The organism is bacterium (assembly GCA_030655055.1).
In the GTDB taxonomy this organism is placed as follows: domain Bacteria; phylum Edwardsbacteria; class AC1; order AC1; family EtOH8; genus UBA5202.
In genome coordinates this window covers 21,767-43,026 of sequence record JAURWH010000110.1, presented here as the reverse complement: position 1 = coordinate 43,026, position 21,260 = coordinate 21,767, and the positions used below count along the sequence as shown (strand labels likewise).

Genomic DNA, 21,260 nt, shown 5'->3' with positions numbered 1-21,260 from the left:
TTTTTTAAATCTTTATTTACCGGTTGTTGCCCAAGAACAGGTAGGGCCGCCACCGCTGGTCCGGCAGCCCCAGATGATATTGGATGAAGGTTATGTAATGCGGATTTTTAGGCCGGCGCAGCAGGTTCATTTTAACCTGAACCAAACTGCGATCGCCCTTTTTGTTGTTACAGGACACGCAGGCGCAGACCAGGTTCTCCCAGCTGTCCTCCCCGCCCTGGCTTTTGGGGATGACGTGATCGGCGGTCATTGCGCCCTGGGTGGTGCCGCAATACTGGCAGGTGCGGTTATCGCGGCGGACGATGTTCTGTTTGCTCAGACGGACGTTCTGGCGGGGCCGCTTAATGTAACAGTTAAGCCGGACCACGCTGGGCACTGTGAATCTCTGATGCAGGCTGCGCACCAGGTGCTCGCTTTGCTCTACTATTTCTGCTTTCTGGCGGTACAGCATCAGAAGGGCCCGGCGGGCATTACAGACCGATAGCGGTTCATAGTTCTGATTCAGCACCAGCACCTGCCGGTTAAGGCCGTTATTTAAGACTGTGGTGGCTGAGTTCAGCCCTCCCTGTGTGCGAAGTTTATTCTATGGATATAGATGTTGAACGGAAAGTATATCTCCACCGTGTAGCTGATCTCTATCGCCAGTCCCTGGGGAGTGCGGGTCATGTGTTCCAGAAAATACTGCTTGGCCAATTCCTGATATTCTTTCTGCTGTTCCGGGCTCTCCGGTTCATAGAAATACTTTTTACCGTCCTCCCCGACCACCTGATAAAAATAATCTCCGGCTATCGGAAGCTTATCCAGCAGGGCGGTTTCGGAAAGTTTGATGGCAATACCAAGGTCAGATTCGCCGTTGGAAACCAGTGCTGCTTCCTCCATCTTTCCCTTGATATCGGCAAAACGAATATAGGGCAAAAGTATTTTTATGGACATGTACAGGGCAAAACCCAGCAAAATCCATAAGATCCATTTGACTATTCTTGGCATTGGCGCCTCCGGATAAAAAGATGAGCACAAGCGTTGATACTTGTGCCCTGGATGTTTAAATATCTTACGCTTGTTGAATTGAATTGTTGACCGGTTTTTGTAAAACCGACAAGCGTGGTTATGGGACCGGGAAAAACTGGTGGACCTGAGGGGAATCTGCGCCTCCGGCGCATCCGCCGCCGCATTGCTGCTATACCCGGCTGCCGGCGGAGAACCCTGCAGCTTCGCTGCCCGGAGTTCTAATAAAACTGGTGGACCTGAGGGGAATCGAACCCCTGACCTCCTGACTGCCAGTCAGGCGCGCTACCAAAACTGCGCTACAGGCCCAGATAAAATTAAACAGAATATAAGTTTACCAAAAAAACAGGCTTAAGTCAAGATGTAAATGCAGGATATGAGCATTTGGACTTTAAACCGCCAGCATCCGGTCCAAGGCCTCTTTGGCCTTCCCTGCCGTTTCCTCCGGCAGGATGATCTCATTTTCCTCATTCTCCAAAGCCCAAGCCACCTTGGCTAGCGTGGTCATTTTCATGTTCCGGCAGACAGCATGGCGGGCCAGCGGATATATCCCTTTGCCGGGGTGGCTTTGACTTAACTGGTCCACCAGGCCCATCTCGGTCCCGATTATCCACTCACCGGTCCCGCTTTGTTCGCCGACCGCCTTGACCATCCCAGAAGTGGAGGCCGCTTCGTCGGCCAGTTCCGTCACCTCCGGCCGGCATTCGGGGTGCACGATCAGCCGGGCGCCGGGATGATCCTCCCGGGCGGCCTTAACGTCCTCGACCGTGAAACGGTTGTGGACATGGCAGAACCCCGGCCACAGGATCAGTTCCCGGCCCGCCATTCGGGCGGCATAGGAACCAAGATTCCTGTCCGGCACGAACAGTATCTGCCGGTCACGGGGAAGGGAGTTCACCACTTTCACCGCATTGGAGGAGGTGCAGCAGATGTGGCTCTGGGCCTTCACCGCCGCCGAGCTGTTGACATAGGCCACCACCAGCGGATCACCGTATTGTTTTTTGGCGGCGATCAGGGAATCGGCCGTGATCATGTCGGCCATGGGGCAGCCGGCGCCCCGGTCGGGCATGATGACCTTTTTTAACGGGTTCAGTATCTTGGCGCTTTCGGCCATGAAGTGCACCCCGCAAAAGACAATGATCCTGGCCTGGACCAGTACCGCGGCCTGGGCCAGGGCCAGGGAATCTCCGAGGAAATCGGCGATCTTCTGCACCTCCAGGGTCTGGTAATTATGAACCAGAAAGACCGCATCCTTTTGCCGCTTCAGGTCGGCTATGATGCCGTAAAGCTTTTCGTTCGGGAGTTTTTGGTACTCGGCCAGCGTCATTTTAGTTTAACCCCATCCATTACTGATCGGTTGAATCTTTGTTTCTGTTCTTCATCCATGAACTCTATCTCCACCGGCAATACCAGCAACGGCTTTCCAAGATCGATGCCGGGCGGAAGCTTTACCGCGTCCTTATCGGTGGTCAGCAGAAAATCGCAACCCTGGGCCTTTCCGGCGATGTGCGTTAAGTTGTCCCGGGTATAATGATGATGGTCGGGATATTTAATGTGGGAGGCAAATGAAAGCCCGGCCTGCCTGACGCTCTGCTCAAAGGATTCCGGCCGGGCAATGCCGGAGAATAAAATTATCCTGGAGCTCTTCAGTGCTTCCAGGCCGGGAGCAGACCTGTCTCCAAATTTATAAGGCTGTCCGGTCTTATGCCGGGTCTTAAACCTTGCGGCTTCAGAATTCAGAATTCTGAATTCTGAATTCAGGTTGTTGCACCTGGTCAGCACAATGGCATCAGCCCGGCGCAGCGCTCTGACCGGCTCCCGCAGCATCCCAACCGGCAGCAGCCAGCCGTTGTCATACGGCCTCTGTCCGTCCAGCAGCACGATGTCCAGGTCGCGTTGCAGCCGCAGGTGTTGGAACCCATCATCCAGCACTATGACCTGCGCCCCCAGCTCCACTGCCTTCTCCGCACCGGCCACCCGGTCCCGGCCGACGATGATCATTGCGCCCGGCCGCTCCTTCGTTCCCAGCAGACGGGATGCAATCAGGTAAGGCTCATCTCCGGCCTCAGCTACGGGACACAGTACATTAAGCCCATCGCTAACAACCAGCGATTTTGATATTTGATCTTTTGTTTTTGATTTTCTTCTGTATCCCCGCGACAGCACCGCCGTTCGAAGGCCCTGGCCCATCAGGATCTGCGCCACGTAAATGGCCATCGGCGTCTTGCCGGTGCCGCCGGCAACGATGTTGCCGATGGAGATGACCGGGACCGCAGCCTTATGGCTCCTGAACAAACCTGTCTTATAAGCGCCCGCCCTCACCTCCATTATCAACCCGTAAAGCAGGGAGACCGGCCAAAGGAAAGCGATCTTTATGATATCTGAAAAATTCATTGCACTATTAGGATAACCCAAACTGCCGGAAAAAACAAGCAAAATTTACGCATATTTTGTTTGACTTTGACCCAATTTAGACTTATCATTAAATGTTGTATGATTAAAACCATCGCCGACTTACATACCCATACCGTTTTTTCAGACGGCCGGCTTTCCCCCCGGGAAGTTTTGCAAATCGCTTCGGACAAGGGGTACCGGGTGGGCCTGGCCGACCACTGCGGACCGGGAAACTTCCAACTGGACAGCCAAGACCGGTTTGAAAGATACCTTTCTGCCATTCAGGACCTTCCGGTCTACCGGGCCGTGGAACTGGACCTGGGGCGTGAGATCCCTGTTTCTCCGGAGGAGTTGAAGCTCTGCCATTATCTTGTCGGCGGGGTTCATTCGGCCGGACCGATGGATTTTTTCGATCCCCAGATCACCGAAATTGACCTGGCCCGGCTGCTGGATGAGATGCTGGAAATAATCGCCCGCCAGGCCCAAAGATATTCTTTTGACATTCTGGCCCATCCCGGCCTTTTGCCCTGCAATTTCCGGGAACAGAAGGACGCCATAACTGACGGATGGCGGACGAAATTGGTGGAACTGGCCCTGAAATGCAATTTGGCCATCGAGCTCAGCTCCCGGTGGCTGGTGCCGGACCTTAAGCTGGCAACGATGGCCAAAGAGGCCGGATTGAAGTTTTCCCTGGGTTCGGACGGGCACGGCGCGGACAAAATGTGCCGGCTGGACTATTCGCTGGAACTGGCCGGGAAGCTGGAACTGACGGACCGGGACCTGTTCTGGCCATTGAACGGCGCTATTCCGTGGCAAACGAATCCTGGATCCGGTCATCCATCACCCTGATCCGGGCCGAAAGGATCCGGGACATGGCCAGCATCATCTTGGCCGCTATCTTGGCCTCCTTGTCCATCAGAAAAGCAATGTGCTTGCGGGTCAGGATGTACAGTTCGGTGTTCTCCACCGCATTGACATTGGCCGAACGGGGGGCCTTGTCCAATAATGACATTTCGCCGAAGAACTTTCCCGGCCCCAGCTCGGCCAGCACCACGTCTCCCTGGTCGGTGGGCAGGCTGATCTGGACCTTGCCGCTCTTGATCAGGTACATGCTGTCGCCGGGGGCGTCCTTCTGGCAGATGATGGCGCCGGGCAGGAAGTCCTCGGCCTCGGTGGAAAAAAGCTGGGTCAGGCGCATCATCTCGTCTTCGGCCAGTTCCTGGAACAGCAAAAAATCCCTGAGGTTGGTGATGGAGCTCATTTCCCCTCCTGTTTGATGAAGTGATGGATTTTTAAGAACTTCAGAATATTAAAACCAAGGAGTCTGCTCATATGTCCCAGATCATCGAAGCCCTGACCAACAACCATCTTTTCTCCTCGCTGACCCCGGAGGAGCTGGAGCGGATAGCCAAGCTGATCTTCCTGCGCAGCTACCGCCAGGGCCGGACCCTTTTCTTTGAGGGCACGCCGGGCGAGGTGATGTATCTGATCCATTCCGGCCAGGTGGGCATATACAAGTCGGTCCCCGGCAAGGACGACATGCTTTTGGCGTCCCTGAACCCCGGCAGTTTTTTCGGGGAGATGTCCCTGGTGGACGCCCAGCCCCGCTCGGCCACCGCCCGGATAACCGAGGATGCCGAACTGGTGGTGATCACCAAAAAGGTCTTCGACCAGATGCTGCTGACCGATCCCGGCATCACCTCCAAGATCCTGGTGGCCCTGCTGAAAGTGGCCCTGGGCCGGCTGCGCTCCACCGACGAAAAATTCAAAAGCTTGAAGCCGGCCTAGTGGTCGGTTGATCACCCGGACATCATAGCATATCAAAAGTCTCTCTCCCTGTCAAGCCGATAAGGCCCCCTGAAAACATTTATTTTAAGGCCATGAACAAGAAACTTAACCCTGGGGTCATCCCGGAGGCCCCGGCTAGATCCGGCAGTTCAAGCTACCGGCACTACCTGGGAATGGTCAAGGTGCTGGAGCGGCTGAAGCGGCAGAGCGACCTGGATTTCGGCCCCAAGCTGATGAACAAGATCCTGGACGCCCGGCACGACGGCCTGATCAGCGATGAGCAGGCGGTGGAACTGACCGACCGGGTTCACGCCTGGGGGCAGAAACTGGAGAGCCACTTTGCCAGCCAGGAATATCAGATGAAAAAGCTGATGCTGGCCATCGAACAGGAAGAGCGCCGCAGCGGCAAAAGAACAACCACCCTGTAACGGGAGCTTTTTATGATGGAACGAAGCGAACTGGTCGGAAAGATACTGCAGCGGCTGGATCAGATCACCCGCAAGGAACAGTCTGTTGCCCCGGAGCAGCAGGAACAGACGGTGTTTGTGCGGCTGGACCAGGTGGAGAAAATTGTCAGCTCCATCGAACGTTACCTGCCCCAAAGGATAATTGACAAGATCCTGCTCAACCCCGAAGGCACCCAGGTGGAGGGCGAGCGCCGCCCGGTGACCATTCTGTTCGGGGATCTTTCCGGGTTCACCTCCATGTCCGAGACCATGGACCCGGAGCAGGTGGTGGAGGTGGTCAACCAGTATTTTGACGCCATGGTCGAGATCGCCTCCCGCTACGGGGGCCATATCGACAAGTTCATGGGCGACGCTTTGATGGTACTGTTCGGGGCGCCGGTGGTCCACGAGGACGACCCGCTGCGGGCCTGCCTGGCAGCCATTGAGATGCTGGAGGCCATGGACCGTTTCGCCGCCGAGCGCAAGATGGCGCTGGCTATGAGCATCGGCCTCAATTCCGGCGAGGTGGTGGCCCTGAACGTGGGATCGCGGGAAAGGATGGAATACACCGTGATCGGCGACGCCGTCAACCTGGCGGCCCGGCTGGAGAAGGTGGCCAACTCCCGGGAATGCGTGATCGGCGAAAACACTTATAAGAGGGTCAAGGGAAAGATCCGGCTGAAAAAACTTAAGCCGGTGATGGTCAAGGGAAAGTCAAAGCCCCAGAACGTATACCTGATCCTGGGGCGGATGGAGGCCGAAGAAAAGGCCGGAGCCCTTCGTTCCGGCTCCATCAAGATGGTGGGCCGCCAGGCCGAGATGGACGGGATCCGTCAGTCGGTTCAGCGGACCAAAGCCGGGGCCGGACAGATCGTGGCCATTACCGGAGAACCGGGACTGGGAAAATCCCGCCTGGCCAAGGAGCTGGAGCTTTTGACCAGGGAGGAGAACTATAAATTCATCAAGGGCAAGTGCTACTCCTACGCATCCGGGGTGGCCTATCTGCCCTTCCTGCGCCAGCTGAATCTTTTGACCGGCATCGCCGAATCCGATGCCGGCGGCAGGAAGTCGGAAAAACTGCAGTCCTGCCTCCAAACATTGGACCTGCTGGAGTTCGAACCCTACCTGGGCTCGCTGCTGGGATTGCCGTATCCCGAAACCGAAGCCCTTGATCCGGAAAAACGCAAGCGGAAGACCTTTGAGTCCTTCTCCCGGCTTTATTCTAAAATCTCTTCCAAACAGCCTCTGGTTTTGGCCTTTGAGGACCTGCATTGGGCCGATACCATTACTTTGGAATTGCTGGAGCATCTGGTCACCGACCTGGAAAACCAGCCGGTGCTGATCTGCTGCGACTACCGCCCGGAACTTGCCCTGCCCTTCATAGCCCGGCCCAACTGCCTGAGCCTGGTGCTGAAAAAACTGGATGTCCGGGAGACCCTGCAGATGGTCTCCGGCCTGGCCCAGGTCCAGGATGTCAGCGAAGAGGTGCTGAAGAAGATCGAGGAGCGGACCGAGGGCAACCCCCTGTTCATCGAGGAGACCATCCGCAACCTGCTCTCCCGCCGGCTGGTCAAAAGGGACGGCCCCAATCTGCAGGCCTCAAAGCGTTTTGAAAAAATATCCCTCCCCAACACTGTGGCCGCCATGGTGCTGGGCAGGATCGACAAGCTTTCCGAAGAGTTCCGCCGCACCCTGCAGTATGCCGCGGTGATCGGAAAGGAATTCGATAGCCGCCTGCTGGGCAAGCTCTCTGGTCAGAACCCGGAACAGATCCAGCCCGTGCTGGACAACCTGGAGCATTTTGAAGGGCTTTTGTATTCCAAACTGTTGGAGGGAAAACGGACCTACGAGTTCCACTCCACCACCACCCACGAGGCCGCATACTCCACCCTGCTTAAGGGCCGGCGCAGGGAGCTTCACGGCCAGGCCGCCCAGGCCCTGGAACGGGAGCACCAGAAGGACCTCTATTCCCATTACGAAGATCTGGCCCACCATTACTACCACAGCAAGGACAGCGACAAGGCGGTGAACTACCTGCACCGGGCCGGCGACAAGGCCCGGGGCCTGTATGCCAACCCCGAAGCGGTGGAGTTCTACCGCAAGGGGCTGGAGGTCATCAAGCTGCTCAAGGAAAGCCGGCAGAACCTGACTGAGACCGCCGAGCTGCTGGGGGCCCAGGGAGCGATATTCCGGCTAGTAGGCCAGCGGGACCAGGCGCTCAAGAACTTCATCACCGCCTCCAAGATAGCCCAGCGGGAGAAGGACGACAAGGCCGAAAGGAAGTATCTGCTCTCGGCTGGAATAGTCTACGACATGCTGGGGCAGGTTGACAGGGCCCGGGAGACTCTGGAGAATGTGTTGCACCAGGCCGAAAGCAAGAACGATCAGCTGGACAAAGCCATGGCCCTGAACAACAGTGGTCATATTTTCCTGCGAAGCGGCAGAACAGAGGAAGCTATAAATTATTTTACCAAGGCTTTGTCAATCTATCAGTCTTTGGGGGAAGAAAAGGAAACCGCCCGGGCCTGCGGCAGCCTGGGAAAGGCTTACGAATTAATGGGAGATATCCCCAAAGCGGTGGAATTCAACAAGCAGGCCTTGGAGATGTCAGAGAAGACCAAATACCTTGAAGGCATAGCCTCTTACAACAATAATCTGGCAATAAACCTGCTGTTGATGGGGGAAAACGCCCCGGCCGAAGAATGTTTTTCTACGGCGATAGCCACAGCCAGGAAGATCGGCGACCGGAGGATTGAGTCTTTGGCCGGATTCAACCTGGGAAACATCCAGTTCATTATGGGGAACTATCCGGCCGCCTATGGCCATTATGAGCAGGCTTTAAAAACCGCCAGGGAGATTGGTGAGATCCACCAACTGATGAACATTTACTGCAACATTGGTATCATCCAGCAGATCTGGGGCGATGCCGGGGCAGCGATCGAACAGCACACTGCCGCCCTGAATATTTCCCTGGAAATAAAGGATTGCAACACCGAAGTTGAGATCCGAAGGAATTTAGGTTTGGACCTTGCCTTGCAGGGGAAATACCCCCTGGCCCTGGCGGAGTTTACTCAGGCAGCCACTATTTCCGGCAAGCTGGGGGATACGCGCATGCTGGCCTATGTCAAAGCCAATCTGGGATCCCTTTACCATACTTTGGGTCAACTGGAACAGGCTGATAAAAATATCAACGAAGCCCTTGACGAGGCCCGCAAAGTACGGGACCCTGAGGTGATACTGGCCGCAGCCCGGGGGCTGGTGGAATTTAAACTGGAGACTGGGGACCTGTCCGGAGCCGAAGAACATGTTAATCGTCTGCTGGGGCTGGCCGAAAAAACCCAGAATAAAAGGGAAATGGCATACGGACTTTTGAACCTGTCCGCCCTTATGAAGATGAAGGGCGAATCTGTCGAAATGGCCCAGCCGCTTTCCGAATCGCTGGTTCTGGCCCAGGAGCTTAAGGACAAATTCCTTTTGGGCCGTATCTATCTGCTGTTTGCCCAAAAAGCCCTGACCGGAGGCAACATCCGGGAAACCGAAGACTACTTAAAGGATGCTTCGGAAATTGCCAAGACAACCGGATCCCCGGAAATTCTATGGCAGACCAGCTATTATCTGAGCAAACTTTGGGGCCTCAAGGAAAATAAAGAACCGGCGGAAAAAGAGCTGGAGAAGGCCAGGAGCGTGATCCGGCAGATGAAAAGCACCTTACCCCGAGACATTGGCAAGGGTTTCATAGAAAACACCGGCCGCAAACTTGTTTTTGATTGAATTGTTCCCGGAAGGAATAAAAAAGGGCGACCATTTGGTCGCCCTTTTTTAATTGCCTGAATTCTATTATCTCAACAATACCATTCTTTGGGTAAGGCTGGCTCCGTTAAAATTAAGCTGGTAAAAGTACACTCCGGCCGGCAGCATCCTTCCCTGGCTGTCGTCGCCCTTCCAGGTCAGGCTGTAAGCTCCACTTTGTTTTTGACCCTGGTCTAAAGTATTCACCCTCCGCCCACAGATATCGTAAATATTTAACGCCACCGTTCCTGATTTGTGCAGGGCATACTTTATGGCAACCGCCCCCGAAGACGGGTTGGGGTGGCAGGGCATCAACTGCAGTTTGTCGTAGACCAGGCCGCCGCTTACCGCCATCACCGGCCCGTGCCAGGTCACCTGCCCGCTCAGATCCTTGTCCCCCAGGCGATAATAGTAAGTGGTATTGGGCAATACCGCCGCGTCGGTGTAGCTGTACTGGCGGCCGGTCGGTGAGCCTTCCTCGGCTTTGATGGTAGTTACATTCTGAAAGTCTTCTTCCGGACTGGTTGATCGTTCTATCAGCCATTCATAATTGTTATTCTCGCTGGCGGTTTGCCAGGTCAAAGTTATCCCCTCGCTCCCGCCCTGGCAGGCAAACTCGGAAAGTTCTACGGCCAAAGCCTGGGCTGCTGTCCTGGGTGACAACCCGGAAGTAAGGCTGTTGATCTGATAGAAATAGGGATACTTGGCTACTGGAGCCTTGGCATCCTTGCCGATGTTGTTGGTGATGGGGAAGGCATTCCAGGAATGCTCGGTGGTTTCATTGTTGCAGAGCACCAGGTATTTAAAGACATTTCCGACCGTGTATTTTAAATAGGCAAACGGGACCTGGACTTCCAAATAATTGTACTTGTTGATGCTGTCCAGCGACAGATAGCTGGTGCTGTAGGAGGCTATTGAGTCCACCCAGGTCTTGCTGCCGGTGGCCTTTTTCAGGACCGCGGTGGTCCCGTTCTCAATTATCAGACAGAAATCCGGCCGGAAAGCGGGATCGAAACCGGAACATGAATCCCCTGTATTGTATGTACAGGTGGAATCTGCACCTCCGGTTCTGGTGTCGAAATAGATGAACATGTCACCGGCTGTCCGCCAGTCACAGCCGCCGTAGCCCAGGTACAGATTGGAGGCATCCCAGGTAGTGAACAGTGTATCACTGAGCCGGGTGCCCATCCGTTCGCTCTTGCAGAAGTCATTGACACATCCATTAAAATTTGGGCTTGTGCCATACCCCAGCCGGACAGCATGCGGTGTAACCGTGTCGCCATAGACCACTATCCTTGGTTCGTTGCCCAAGGTACCCCACCGGACTGGCGAAGATTCATCACCGGCCTTAAGGGAAAAGATCACTGTGTCAGCCGGAGCAAACCCATATACAATTTTTTTCTCACGGACATCTGCGGCCGCTGGTGTCCAGGCTTGATAATAGGTCATACCGGTATCGATAAAATCTACCTCAGAACTCATCTTTCCCAGATCGGAGGCTGTGGAATTGTATTTGGTATATTTCAACCAATACTTGGTGGCTTTTTCAGCGACATTGTCATCGCTGACCGCCATCCAGGAAAGTTCGATCGAGCCTTCTGTGGCGCCGGTGTAGACCGAATCCACCAGGTCCACTATCGGCTCCGGTTCCACGTTGAAGCCCTGGTAGGCCAGGATCCGGCGGGTCAGTTCCGAGGCGGTGCTGGGAAACACCCCGTTGGTCAGTGAGCCAATGGAGAAGGTCAGATAGACATTGTTATGATTGGAGGCTTTGGCCCCTTTGTAATAATCGGAGTAGGAGGTGGCCCGGCCCCAGGTTAACTTGCTTCCATCGCTTTGCATTAATAACTGGCTGCCTGTTGCGTAGGGTTCGATGATGTCGACGGAATTGTCCGGTGCCTGCTGGAAGGGGTAGTTGAAATACATCCCCTCGGTGAAGGTCCCGGCGATGCCGTTGATCTTCTGGATGTTGCCGGTCTCGGCGGGGTTCCCCGGCCCCACGTATTTGGAGCCGAAGAAGTCGAACAGGGAGTCCGTATAATACATCTCGCCAAAATCGTTGCCGGCCGCCAGCAGGCATTTGTCGGCGGTGTTGGCGAAGGCTATCAGCGTGTCTATCTGCTCGTCCTCGATGGTGCCGGCGCTGGAGCCGTCCTCGGCATAACCCAGGTCCAGCAGGCACAGGTTGTACTCGGCGCTGCTGTTCAGCTTTCCCTGTTTGTCGCGCCACATGTATTCCAGCACGCTGGTATTGGTGATCTGGACGAACTGCTGGTTGGGGATGTTCCGTTCCTTAAGGGCCAGCACATAGGCCGAATCCAGCGGGATATACAGGGATTCCGGCTCGGCGATGGGGTCCTCGTTCCAGCCGGAAGTGGCGGGGTTGTCATAATCCTTCTTGGGGTGGTACCAGATAGTGCGGCCGGCGGCCTTGTCGGCGGTGACATTATAATTCACTTCCACCGCATCCAGGGTGTCATCCTTATCCTGATTCAGGACGTAATACTGGCCGAAGACATCCCCGCGGCCGTTGGCCCGGCTGGAATCAAGCCAGGCCACCGAGAACCAGCTGCCAAAGCGGCAGACATCCGGGGCCCACTGGCCGTTGGCAGGGTTTTGGTTGACCGTCTTGACCGTGGTGTTGAAGCGTCCATAGCGGTCGTAGTATCTGGCCCGGATCTGGTACTTGTCGGTGCTAATGGCGGAATCAGCCCAGCTGGTCCAGAAGGAAACGTTATCGATGCCCATGGTCACGGTGGGGATCCGGCAGGCCACCGGGGCCGTCGAGAGGTTGACCTTGATGTTGGCCTGGTTAGCGGTGCCATCGGGATAGAAGCGCTGGGCGAAGACGTCTCCGTAAAGGTGGTTTTCGAAACTGAGCCAGACCACGGTGAAGTACCCGGTGTCGGAGGCCGCCACCGAGGGGGTAACGTGGAACCGTTCCACATCGCTGTTGACCCGTTTGCCGGCCATGAGCGGAGAGAAGTCAGGCTTGAAATACCGGTAGAAGATATCGGATTTGCTAGTCCCGTCCCGGTTGTCCTGCCAGGCCACAGCTATTCCGGCATCGGTGAAGCTGACCGCCGGCAGGACATGGGGAACCTTCAGTCCGTCATCGTTGAGCTTGATGTCCGGCGAAATCGGTTCGCACTTGTTGTCGAACAAGCGCCCCCAGACGTCCCAGGACCCGTCCCGGTTGTCCTGCCAGACCACCACGAAATCCTGGGTCCTTTTGTTGACGGCGATCTTGGGATACTTGGCGTTGCCCACCGGCTTCTCGGTCACCCGGACCTCGTCTGTCATCGGTTTTCCCAGTTTGTCCAGCTTGCAGACATACGGCTGATACAGTTCACCGGTCTTCAGCAGCGAATCCTGCCAGACCACGAAGAAGAAATCCCCCGTGGTCCCGGCCACATCGGGCTGGTCCTGAAGGTGCTCATCCACCCGGATCCGGTTGACTAGAAAAGCGTCTGTAGCCGCTTCCGGTTTCCGTTCCCAGATCCGTCCGTAGATGTTGAAATTACCGTCCCGGCTGTCGGCCCATACATAGCGGGAACCGTAGTTCTCGTCCATCACTGCGGCCGGGGATTTTTGGGCCGTCTCACCGGCATCGTTGTCCCACAAAAATATTTTGACTGTGTCCGAGGCAGCCATGGCTGAAGAAGCCAGTGCCATTAACGCAAAAAATAGACCAACTATTTTTTTCATGAGGTTTTTCTCCTTTTACCGGGGGTTTTTTCCCTAATGGATGCTAAGGCCATCGAGAGCATTTTTATTCTTTTATCTTTGTCGTCCAAACACTGTTTAAGCAATTTTAGTATCTCGGATTTATTTATGTCGGAGGAGGGAAGGTACCAGTGCTCGCCTTTCTTTTTCACCCGCTGCAGGACTTTGGCCTCGACGAATTGTTCCAAACAACAGCTGATTTCATCATGACTTTTTCCCAAAAGCTTGGAAATGCTTTTGGGGGTTTCCTGCGCGTTTGGTTGTCTGGCATAATGCAAAACAATGTCCAGCGCAGTAAAACTGTGAATTGATCTTTTGATGAAAGACCCTATATCTTTATTTTCATTATCACAATGCATAGTTATCTCTTATTAAGAACCATTTAAGAACTATATATTGCAAAAACTATGCCAACTTGTTACTATTTTATATCATATTGATATAAAACAACTTGCGTTGATTGTCAAATTTCAGCAATAAACAAATTAGTTCTATTTTTATATAATGTCAATAAAAAAATATACTGTCTATTTTTAGTAATATTTGTCCAATCTGTATTTATAATGCATTTCCCATACCTGTTTTATTTTATTTACATTTTGGTTTATATATGCCTATTGCTTCAACAAGTTATACTTCTAATTGTTGTATATTTATAAATTCACAAAGTGTAACTTTTTCATTTCTCAGTTATCAATGCCATATGTATCAAATAGTTACAATAAGATGTAAATTTTACATAGGTTAACTGGTATTTGCACATAAAAAGGGCCTTACCCTTTGTTAAGGCCCTTTTTATAGATATTCTGAAGAAACAGCCTCGGGAATGACACCAATAACTCACTCTCTGTTGCGGGGGCGGATAATGTTAAGCTCTCTTAAAAGGCGGGAAAGATACGATGGCTGAATGTCCAATATTTTTGCGGTTTTTCTTTGATTCCAATTATTCGACTCCAGCGCTTTTATCATGTATTCCCGCTTGAATACATCCTGGGCGCCGTCCCAGGTCATGGTCGGCGGAATGCCATCCCTGGTGGAAGTATCGTCCACCAGCCGGGGCAGGTTCTGCAGGGTTATGGTTTGGCCGGAACTAAGCACCACCGCCCTCTCCACCGCATTCTGCAGTTCGCGGATGTTTCCCGGCCAGGAATAACTCTGCATGGCCTTGGCTGCCTCTTCTGTAAATCCCCGCACCTGTTTTTTGGTCTCCCGGCCAAAACGTTCCAGAAAATGCCCGGCCAGGACCGGGATGTCCTCCGTCCTTTGGCGCAGGGGCGGCAGGAATATTTGAAAAACGTTCAAGCGGTAATACAAGTCCTCCCGGAACAACCCGGCTTTCACCAGTTGCAGCAGGTCCTTGTTGGTGGCGGCGATGATCCTGACATCCACTTTGATGGTTTCGCTGCTGCCCAGCCGCTCGAATTCCCTCTCCTGCAAAACCCTCAGGATCTTGGCCTGAATTGCCTGGGGCAGGTCCCCCACTTCATCTAGGAAGATGGTGCCGCCGGCCGCCATTTCAAACCGGCCCTTGCGCCGGCAGCTGGCCCCGGTAAAGGCGCCCTTCTCGTGTCCGAACAACTCGGATTCCAGCAGTTCCACCGGGATGGCGGCGCTGTTGACGGCCACAAAAGCCTTTTCGGCCCGGGGGCTTTGGTAATGGATGAAACGGGCCAGCAGTTCCTTGCCGGTCCCGTTCTCGCCCTGCAACAACACTGTGGTATTTCCGGAAGCCACCTTGCGGGCTAGGCCCAGCACCTCTTCCACCGCCTGGCTTTTCCCGGTGATGGTATAGCGGCTGGCCAGCTCATCGCGCAGTTGAACATTCTCATCCTTTAAGCGGCTGTATTTGTCTGCGTTCTCCAGCACCTGGGCCGCAAGATCCGCGAACTTCAAAAGCAGTTCCTGGTCCTGCTGGTCAAACTGCTGGCCGTCCTTTTTATTCAGCACCTCTATAACGCCGATGGTCTGGCCATTGGAAAGCAACGGTACGCATAACAGGGACTTGGTGGTGAACTTGGTCTTTTCATCGATGCCCTTGTACCAGCGTTCATCCTGCTCGGTCTGGTTCACTATCTGGGGCTTTTGCTCCCGGGCCACCCACCCGGCGATGCCCTGTCCCATGGGGATGGATAGTTTTTTCAGCTCCTCCGAGACCTCGCCGGTGGCATGGGCAAAATGCAGGTTCTGGGTGGCCTGTTCCAGCAGCAGCAGGGAGCTGGCTTCGGCCGCAGTCAGCGTCTTGGCCGATTCAATGATGATGTCCAACAGCTGGCTTTGATCCAGGGTGGATGAAAGCGATTTGCTGAAGGACAGCAAAAATTCCAGCTCCTGGCGGGATTTTTGGTCGTTCATGGGGTTTATATCCTTTTTTTATATTTTCTTACCCAATGATAACAGTGATATATATGCTTGTCAAGGGGGTGGGTATCCATAAAATTTATAGGGGGCGTCCTTTCCTGAACGTTTTTCATTAATGACGCTTTTTGTTTGCAAAGTTACCGGAAAAAGTGATATGATTACCGGAAAGAAAACACCATCAACAAATTTATATATTATGAGTAAATTAACAAACCAACAATATCAAAAAGCCGCCGATACTTTGCGCATGCTGGCGGTGGACGAGGTGGAGCAGGCCAATTCCGGCCATCCCGGGCTTCCGATGGGCGCGGCTGATTTTGCCTTTGTGCTGTGGCACGACTTTTTACGGTTCAACCCCAAAGACCCCAAGTGGCCGGGACGGGACCGCTTCATCCTGTCGGCCGGCCACGGCTCGGCCCTGCTGTACGGGCTGCTGCATCTTTTCGGATACGATGTCTCATTGGAGGAACTGAAGAATTTCCGCCAGTTGGGAAGCTTGACCCCGGGCCATCCCGAAGCCGGGCACACCCCGGGAGTGGAGGTTACCACCGGCCCGCTGGGACAGGGATTTGCCAACGGCGTGGGCATGGCTTTGGCCCAGAAGATGGCTACCGCCCGGCTGGGGCTTGAAAAGCAGGAAATACTGGATCATTACATTTATGCCCTGGTCTCGGACGGAGACCTGATGGAAGGCATTTCTTCCGAAGCGGCCTCGCTGGCCGGGCACTTAAAACTTGGGAACATAATCTATATTTACGACGACAATCGCATCACCATTGACGGACGGACGGATGTCAGCTTTTCCGAGGATGTGGGAGCCAGGTTCAAGGCCCTTGGCTGGCACATCCAGGGCATCGACGGCCACGATCACCAGGCCATTAACAAGGCCGTCAAAAAAGCCCAGAAGGTTTCGGATAAACCTTCGCTGATCCTGGCCCGGACACACATCGCCCAGGGCAGCCCCAACAAACACGATCTGTCCTCGGCCCACGGCTCGCCGCTGGGCAGGGACGAGGTGGCCGCCACCCGTAAGAACCTGGGCTGGCCGGATCAGACGTTTTACATACCGGACGAGGTGAGATCGCTGTGCCAAAAGAAGATCTCCCGGAGTAAACGGGAATACAACAAGTGGCAGAAGCATCTTGCCGCATGGAGATTGCAGAACCCTGAAAAGGCCGGCCTTTGGGACAAGCTGGAGAAAAAAGAGATCCCGGCGGACATTTACGGCATTTTGTCATCCGCCATTAAAGACGAACCGGCAGCCACCCGCAGTCTTTCCGGTGAGATGATCCAGAAGATCGCCGGGATCGTTCCCTCGCTGATTGGCGGCTCGGCCGATCTGGCCGGCTCCACCAATTCCGACATCAAGGGCTCGGCCCATGTTTCGGCTGAAGATTTCAGCGGACGCAACATCCATTTCGGGATCCGGGAGCACGCCATGGGAGCTATGATGAACGGAATGTCGCTTTACGGATTTTTCATCCCCTTCGGCTCCACCTTCCTGGTGTTCTCGGATTACTGCCGCCCGGCCGTCCGCCTTTCGGCGCTGATGAAACTGCCGGCAATTTACATTTTCACCCACGACTCTTTTTATGTGGGCGAGGATGGACCCACCCACCAGCCTATCGAACATGTTTCAACTTTAAGGCTGATACCCAACCTGCAGGTGATCCGGCCGGCCGATGCCCTGGAGACCGCCGCCGCCTGGACCCTGGCCCTGCAGAAAACGGATGGCCCGACCGCCCTGGTACTGACCCGGCAGAAGCTGCCGGTGCTGGAGCGTTCTGAAAACTTTAAGCCCGGCGAAGTCCTGCGGGGCGCATATAATGTCCATGTTTACGGCCAGGGCCGCAAAATAACCCTGATGGCCAGCGGATCGGAGACAGGCCTGACGGTGGAAGCCGCCAAACTGCTGGCTTCGCAGGGGCTAGAGGTCTCGGTAGTCTCGGTGCCCTGTCTGGAATTGTTTTTAGAGCAAAGTGAGGAATACCGGAATACTGTAATTCCCAAGGACTCTTTGAAGATAGCTCTGGAGGCCGGGCGCGGAGCCTTGTGGCGGCAGGTGATCGGCCAGGACGGCCTGTTCATCGGTATCGAACATTTTGGCGCCAGCGCCCCGGACAAGGTTCTGGCCCTGGAATTCGGCTTTACGCCGGAGCAGGTGGCGGAGAAGATAAAAAAGCATCTGGCCTGATTTTGTCCGTATGTATAAATTTTTAAAATGTGTTGTGTTCCCCAACAAAAATATTATTTTGGAGGTGATCATGAAAAATCTGTTGCTTCTGATTTTCACCGTTGTCCCGATTCTATCTCTGGCCCAGACAAAGCCCCTTCAGACCGTTCCCAAGGTTGACCTGAACTGCTACCTGGGCACCTGGTACGAGATCGCCACCATCCCCCAGCGGTTCCAGAAGGGCTGCACCGGGGTCACCGCCACTTACAGCCTGCGGCCGGACGGAAAGATAGACGTGCTCAACCAATGCTACAAGGATTCTTTGAACGGAAAGTACAAACAGGTCCATGGAAAGGCCTGGGTAGTTGATAAAGAGACCAATGCCAGGCTTAAGGTCCAGTTCTTCTGGCCCTTCTCCGGTGCCTATTGGGTGATAGAGTTGGATTCCGTTGGGTACCAGTATGCCGTGGTAGGACACCCCAACCGCAATTATCTGTGGATCCTCTGCCGAACCCCGAAGATGGATGAGGGGCTGTATGGGGACCTGTTAAGGCGGCTGCAGGAAGTACACGGTTATGACCTAACTAACCTTAAAAAGACTCCGCAAAAAACAGACTGAATCATTGACAAAATGAAACGGCAGGACCCTTTGTGTATCCTGCCAGATCTAATGCCTTCCCGCAAATTGCTGGAAGGCATTTTTATTTAAAAAATTATGCTTTTAGTTGTTGACATTGCCCTTGAAATGTGTTAATTTTATTTGATTATAACCTGTTTGTCCTAAAAGGGTTTGCAACAATTCAACGCTACATTAAGGAGACTTTGGGCGGTGAGATTTTTAAACTTGAGATTTAAGGCGGCATCCCTGATAGCCTGCTGGCTTTTCGGCGGAGCCAGCCTGGCTTTTTCCCAGGCCGGCGGATACTTGGAACGGGCTCAAGGACAGGCCGGAACCTCCGGGGACATCTATGAGCGCGAAGTATTGATCGAGGTCCAGATATGGGGACAGGTCACCCGGCCTGGCCGCTACCGGGTGCCGGTGGCCACCGATGTGGTGGGCCTGATTTCTTATGCCGGCGGCCCCACCGAGGATGCCGCCCTTTCCAGGGTAAAACTGGTACGTGGGGTTTACGGCCCAGGACAGACCCAGAAGGTTAACATTTCCAAATATGTCGGAAAGGCCGACAAGTCGCTGGTGCCTATGATGGAACAGGGCGACGTAGTGATTGTACCCACCACCCTTTATCACAAAACGATGCGGGCGGTATCTTTTTTAAGCCAGGCAGCGGTGGTGGTCACCGCTTATCTGGTCGTAGCCGGAGTGAGGTAACTGTAATATGATGAAAAATAATTCAACTCAAGGTAAAATGACCTCCACCGAGTCCTCCCAGCCGGGATTACAGGACCTGTTGCGGATAATAATGCGGCGGCGGTGGATAGTGCTGGGGGCATTTCTGACGGTGCTCCTTTCCTCCATCATCTTTTCTTTCCGCCAGCCCAACATCTACGAAGCCAGCGTCAGCCTTTTGGTCCAGCGGGACAACAAGCCCATATTGGGTATGATGATGGAGACCGAACAGAGCCGCAACATGATCAACAACCAGGTGGAGATCATCCGCAGCCGCAGCCTGGCCGGCGAGGCGGCCCTGATATTGAAGGCCCGCCCGGATGCCCGGGAGCTGGGCTTCCTGGCCGACACCCTGCTGACCGAGAACATCATGTTTTCCACCACCGTGCTTGCTTCCCGGACCACCGACATCATAACGGTGATAGCCACCAGCAGCGATCCGGCCCAGGCGGCGGCCATCGCCAATACCGTGGGCCAGGCTTACATCGCCCGGAACTTAAGCTACAGCCGGGGAGAATTTTCGGAGGTGCGGCGCTTTCTGGAGGTCCAGCTGCCGGTGATAGAAAAAAGATTGTTCGGCGGGGAAAACCAGCTGCGCCTTTTCAAGCAGACCAACCAGGTGGTTTCGCTTTCCGACGAATCAAAATTTCTGATCGACAAGCTCACCGGATTTGAATCACAGTACAACCTGACCAAAGTGGAGCGGGAATCGGCGGAAAAAAGGCTGGCCTATCTCCAGGACCAATTGGACTTCCAGAAAAAGAACATGCTGGAGAATGTGTCCCAGGTCTCTTCCCCTCTGGCTTCCGGCCTGCGACAGGACCTTCTGACCCTGCAGACCCAGATGGCCACCATGACCTCCCAGGGATTTCCGGCCGACCATCCCAAGATGAAGGAACTGAACAAAAAAATTGAGAATACCAAATCCCGGCTTAAGGAAGAGATCTCCAAGATCGTGGCCCAGAAGAACGGGGGCATTGACCCGATAATGCTGTCGGAGGAATTGGTGGTAAAGATCCTGGACCTTCAGGTGGAAATTGAGACCTACAAGGCCAAGGAGCTGGCCCAGCAAAGGGTGGTGGACGGTTATCTGGAGAAATTGAAAGCCATCCCGCCCAAGGAGGTGGAGCTGGCCCGGCTGACCCGCCAGTTTGAGCTGGACGACAATATCTACAAGATGCTGATGGAGAAATACGAAGAGGTCCGCATCTCCGAAGCCGGCAAACTGGGCAACGTCAAGATAATCGACCAGGCCCAGGTTCCCAAGGAGCCGGTGGGCCCCCGGCGCAAACTCAACATCCTGTTCGGCGGAATGCTGGGGCTGGCTTTGGGAATAGGACTGGTGTTGCTGATGGAATACATGGATACCTCGCTGAAGAACATTCACGACATCGAACAGTTTTTGGCCCTGCCGGTGCTGGGTCTGATCCCGGCCATAGACCAGGAGGATGTGGCCAGCCAGGCGGGAAACGGCAGGACCACCAATGGTGCCACTTCCATTGCCGAACGGCTGATCAGCCACCACCTGCCCAAATCGCCCATTTCGGAAGCTTATAGGATACTGCGCACCAACCTGCAGTTCCTGAACCCCGACGCCCCGATGAAGACCATCCTGGTGACCTCCTCCGGGCCGTCGGAAGGTAAGACCACCACCGCCGCCAACCTGGCCATCACCATGGCCCAGGTCGGATCCCGCACTTTGATCGTGGACGCCGACCTCCGGCGCCCCATGGTCAACGGAGTTTTCGGCATACCCCAGGAACCGGGGCTGACCGAACTGTTGGTGAAGGGCGGCGACCTGCAGAAGGCCATGGTCTCCACCGACATTGAAAACCTTTTCATTCTGCCGGCCGGCACCATTCCTCCAAACCCTTCCGAGTTGTTGAGCTCGCAGAAGATGAAGCGCCTGATCCAGGAGATGAAGAACTGCTGCGACCTGGTTATCCTTGACTGCCCCCCGGTGATCACCGTCACCGATGCCGCGGTACTGGCAGCCGAAGCCGACTGCGTGGTGCTGGTTATACACTCGGGCAAAACCGACCGCGAGGCCGCCAGGCGGGCCAAGGGTCTTTTGACCAACGTCAAGGCCAAGATCGCCGGCACGGTGCTGAACAACATCAGTTCCGACATGCTGGCCGGTTACAGTTATTACTACCACTATTACTACGAGGACGGCCAGCGAAAAAAGGGGGAAAAGGGGAAACGCAAGAATAAAAAATAGGCCTTCATATTT

16 protein-coding genes and 1 tRNA gene are annotated in these 21,260 nt (G+C 54.5%); 8 read left to right on the top strand and 9 right to left on the bottom strand.

Annotated elements, in window-relative coordinates:
• Window positions 1-16: 16 nt before the first annotated feature.
• The 5 genes from Q7U71_05100 to lpxK all read right to left on the bottom strand — a co-directional run bounded on the left by Q7U71_05100 (window position 17) and on the right by lpxK (window position 3,399).
• Complete coding sequence (locus tag Q7U71_05100; protein MDO9391136.1) at window positions 17-508, bottom strand: HNH endonuclease; 492 nt, start codon at window positions 506-508, stop codon at window positions 17-19.
• A gap of 47 nt (window positions 509-555) precedes the next feature.
• Window positions 556-987 (bottom strand): hypothetical protein, encoded by a 432-nt coding sequence (locus Q7U71_05095; GenBank protein MDO9391135.1) that lies wholly within the window; start codon window positions 985-987, stop codon window positions 556-558.
• Window positions 988-1,236: 249 nt separating this feature from the next.
• Window positions 1,237-1,314, bottom strand: a tRNA-Ala gene (locus Q7U71_05090).
• A gap of 82 nt (window positions 1,315-1,396) precedes the next feature.
• Window positions 1,397-2,332, bottom strand: coding sequence for a quinolinate synthase NadA (gene nadA / locus Q7U71_05085; protein MDO9391134.1), 936 nt, complete (start codon window positions 2,330-2,332; stop codon window positions 1,397-1,399).
• Window positions 2,329-3,399 (bottom strand): tetraacyldisaccharide 4'-kinase, encoded by a 1,071-nt coding sequence (gene lpxK, locus Q7U71_05080; protein MDO9391133.1) that lies wholly within the window; start codon window positions 3,397-3,399, stop codon window positions 2,329-2,331. The genes nadA and lpxK overlap by 4 nt, the downstream gene beginning before the upstream one ends.
• 99 nt (window positions 3,400-3,498) lie before the next feature.
• On the opposite strand from lpxK, the gene Q7U71_05075 reads away from it, so the two are divergent.
• Window positions 3,499-4,248, top strand: a complete 750-nt coding sequence (locus Q7U71_05075; GenBank protein ID MDO9391132.1) for a PHP domain-containing protein — start codon at window positions 3,499-3,501, stop codon at window positions 4,246-4,248.
• Here the strand turns inward: Q7U71_05075 and Q7U71_05070 are convergent.
• Window positions 4,202-4,660 (bottom strand): cyclic nucleotide-binding domain-containing protein, encoded by a 459-nt coding sequence (locus tag Q7U71_05070; protein MDO9391131.1) that lies wholly within the window; start codon window positions 4,658-4,660, stop codon window positions 4,202-4,204. The genes Q7U71_05075 and Q7U71_05070 overlap by 47 nt on opposite strands.
• A gap of 71 nt (window positions 4,661-4,731) precedes the next feature.
• Here Q7U71_05070 and Q7U71_05065 point away from each other — a divergent pair, with 71 nt between their 5' ends.
• The 3 genes from Q7U71_05065 to Q7U71_05055 all read left to right on the top strand — a co-directional run bounded on the left by Q7U71_05065 (window position 4,732) and on the right by Q7U71_05055 (window position 9,404).
• Complete coding sequence (locus tag Q7U71_05065; protein ID MDO9391130.1) at window positions 4,732-5,187, top strand: cyclic nucleotide-binding domain-containing protein; 456 nt, start codon at window positions 4,732-4,734, stop codon at window positions 5,185-5,187.
• Between the two features lie 92 nt (window positions 5,188-5,279).
• Complete coding sequence (locus tag Q7U71_05060) at window positions 5,280-5,615, top strand: hypothetical protein (GenBank protein ID MDO9391129.1); 336 nt, start codon at window positions 5,280-5,282, stop codon at window positions 5,613-5,615.
• 12 nt (window positions 5,616-5,627) lie between these two features.
• On the top strand, window positions 5,628-9,404 hold the full coding sequence (locus tag Q7U71_05055) for a tetratricopeptide repeat protein (protein MDO9391128.1): 3,777 nt from the start codon (window positions 5,628-5,630) through the stop codon (window positions 9,402-9,404).
• A 66-nt stretch (window positions 9,405-9,470) separates the two neighbouring features.
• Here the strand turns inward: Q7U71_05055 and Q7U71_05050 are convergent, their stop codons facing one another.
• The 3 genes from Q7U71_05050 to Q7U71_05040 all read right to left on the bottom strand — a co-directional run bounded on the left by Q7U71_05050 (window position 9,471) and on the right by Q7U71_05040 (window position 15,500).
• Window positions 9,471-13,130, bottom strand: a complete 3,660-nt coding sequence (locus Q7U71_05050; protein ID MDO9391127.1) for a FlgD immunoglobulin-like domain containing protein — start codon at window positions 13,128-13,130, stop codon at window positions 9,471-9,473.
• Complete coding sequence (locus tag Q7U71_05045) at window positions 13,127-13,507, bottom strand: hypothetical protein (GenBank protein MDO9391126.1); 381 nt, start codon at window positions 13,505-13,507, stop codon at window positions 13,127-13,129. The genes Q7U71_05050 and Q7U71_05045 overlap by 4 nt, the downstream gene beginning before the upstream one ends.
• A 481-nt stretch (window positions 13,508-13,988) precedes the next feature.
• Window positions 13,989-15,500 (bottom strand): sigma-54-dependent Fis family transcriptional regulator, encoded by a 1,512-nt coding sequence (locus Q7U71_05040; protein MDO9391125.1) that lies wholly within the window; start codon window positions 15,498-15,500, stop codon window positions 13,989-13,991.
• A gap of 202 nt (window positions 15,501-15,702) precedes the next feature.
• Here Q7U71_05040 and tkt point away from each other — a divergent pair, with 202 nt between their 5' ends.
• The 4 genes from tkt to Q7U71_05020 all read left to right on the top strand — a co-directional run bounded on the left by tkt (window position 15,703) and on the right by Q7U71_05020 (window position 21,248).
• Window positions 15,703-17,700 (top strand): transketolase, encoded by a 1,998-nt coding sequence (tkt, locus tag Q7U71_05035; protein MDO9391124.1) that lies wholly within the window; start codon window positions 15,703-15,705, stop codon window positions 17,698-17,700.
• A gap of 70 nt (window positions 17,701-17,770) precedes the next feature.
• Window positions 17,771-18,298, top strand: a complete 528-nt coding sequence (locus tag Q7U71_05030) for a lipocalin family protein (GenBank protein MDO9391123.1) — start codon at window positions 17,771-17,773, stop codon at window positions 18,296-18,298.
• A gap of 210 nt (window positions 18,299-18,508) precedes the next feature.
• A complete protein-coding gene (locus Q7U71_05025; protein ID MDO9391122.1) occupies window positions 18,509-19,009 on the top strand; it encodes an SLBB domain-containing protein in 501 nt (166 codons plus the stop codon).
• A 37-nt stretch (window positions 19,010-19,046) separates the two neighbouring features.
• The gene (locus Q7U71_05020) at window positions 19,047-21,248 is read left to right on the top strand and encodes a polysaccharide biosynthesis tyrosine autokinase (protein MDO9391121.1); all 2,202 of its coding nucleotides are present in this window, start codon (window positions 19,047-19,049) and stop codon (window positions 21,246-21,248) included.
• Window positions 21,249-21,260: the final 12 nt, after the last annotated feature.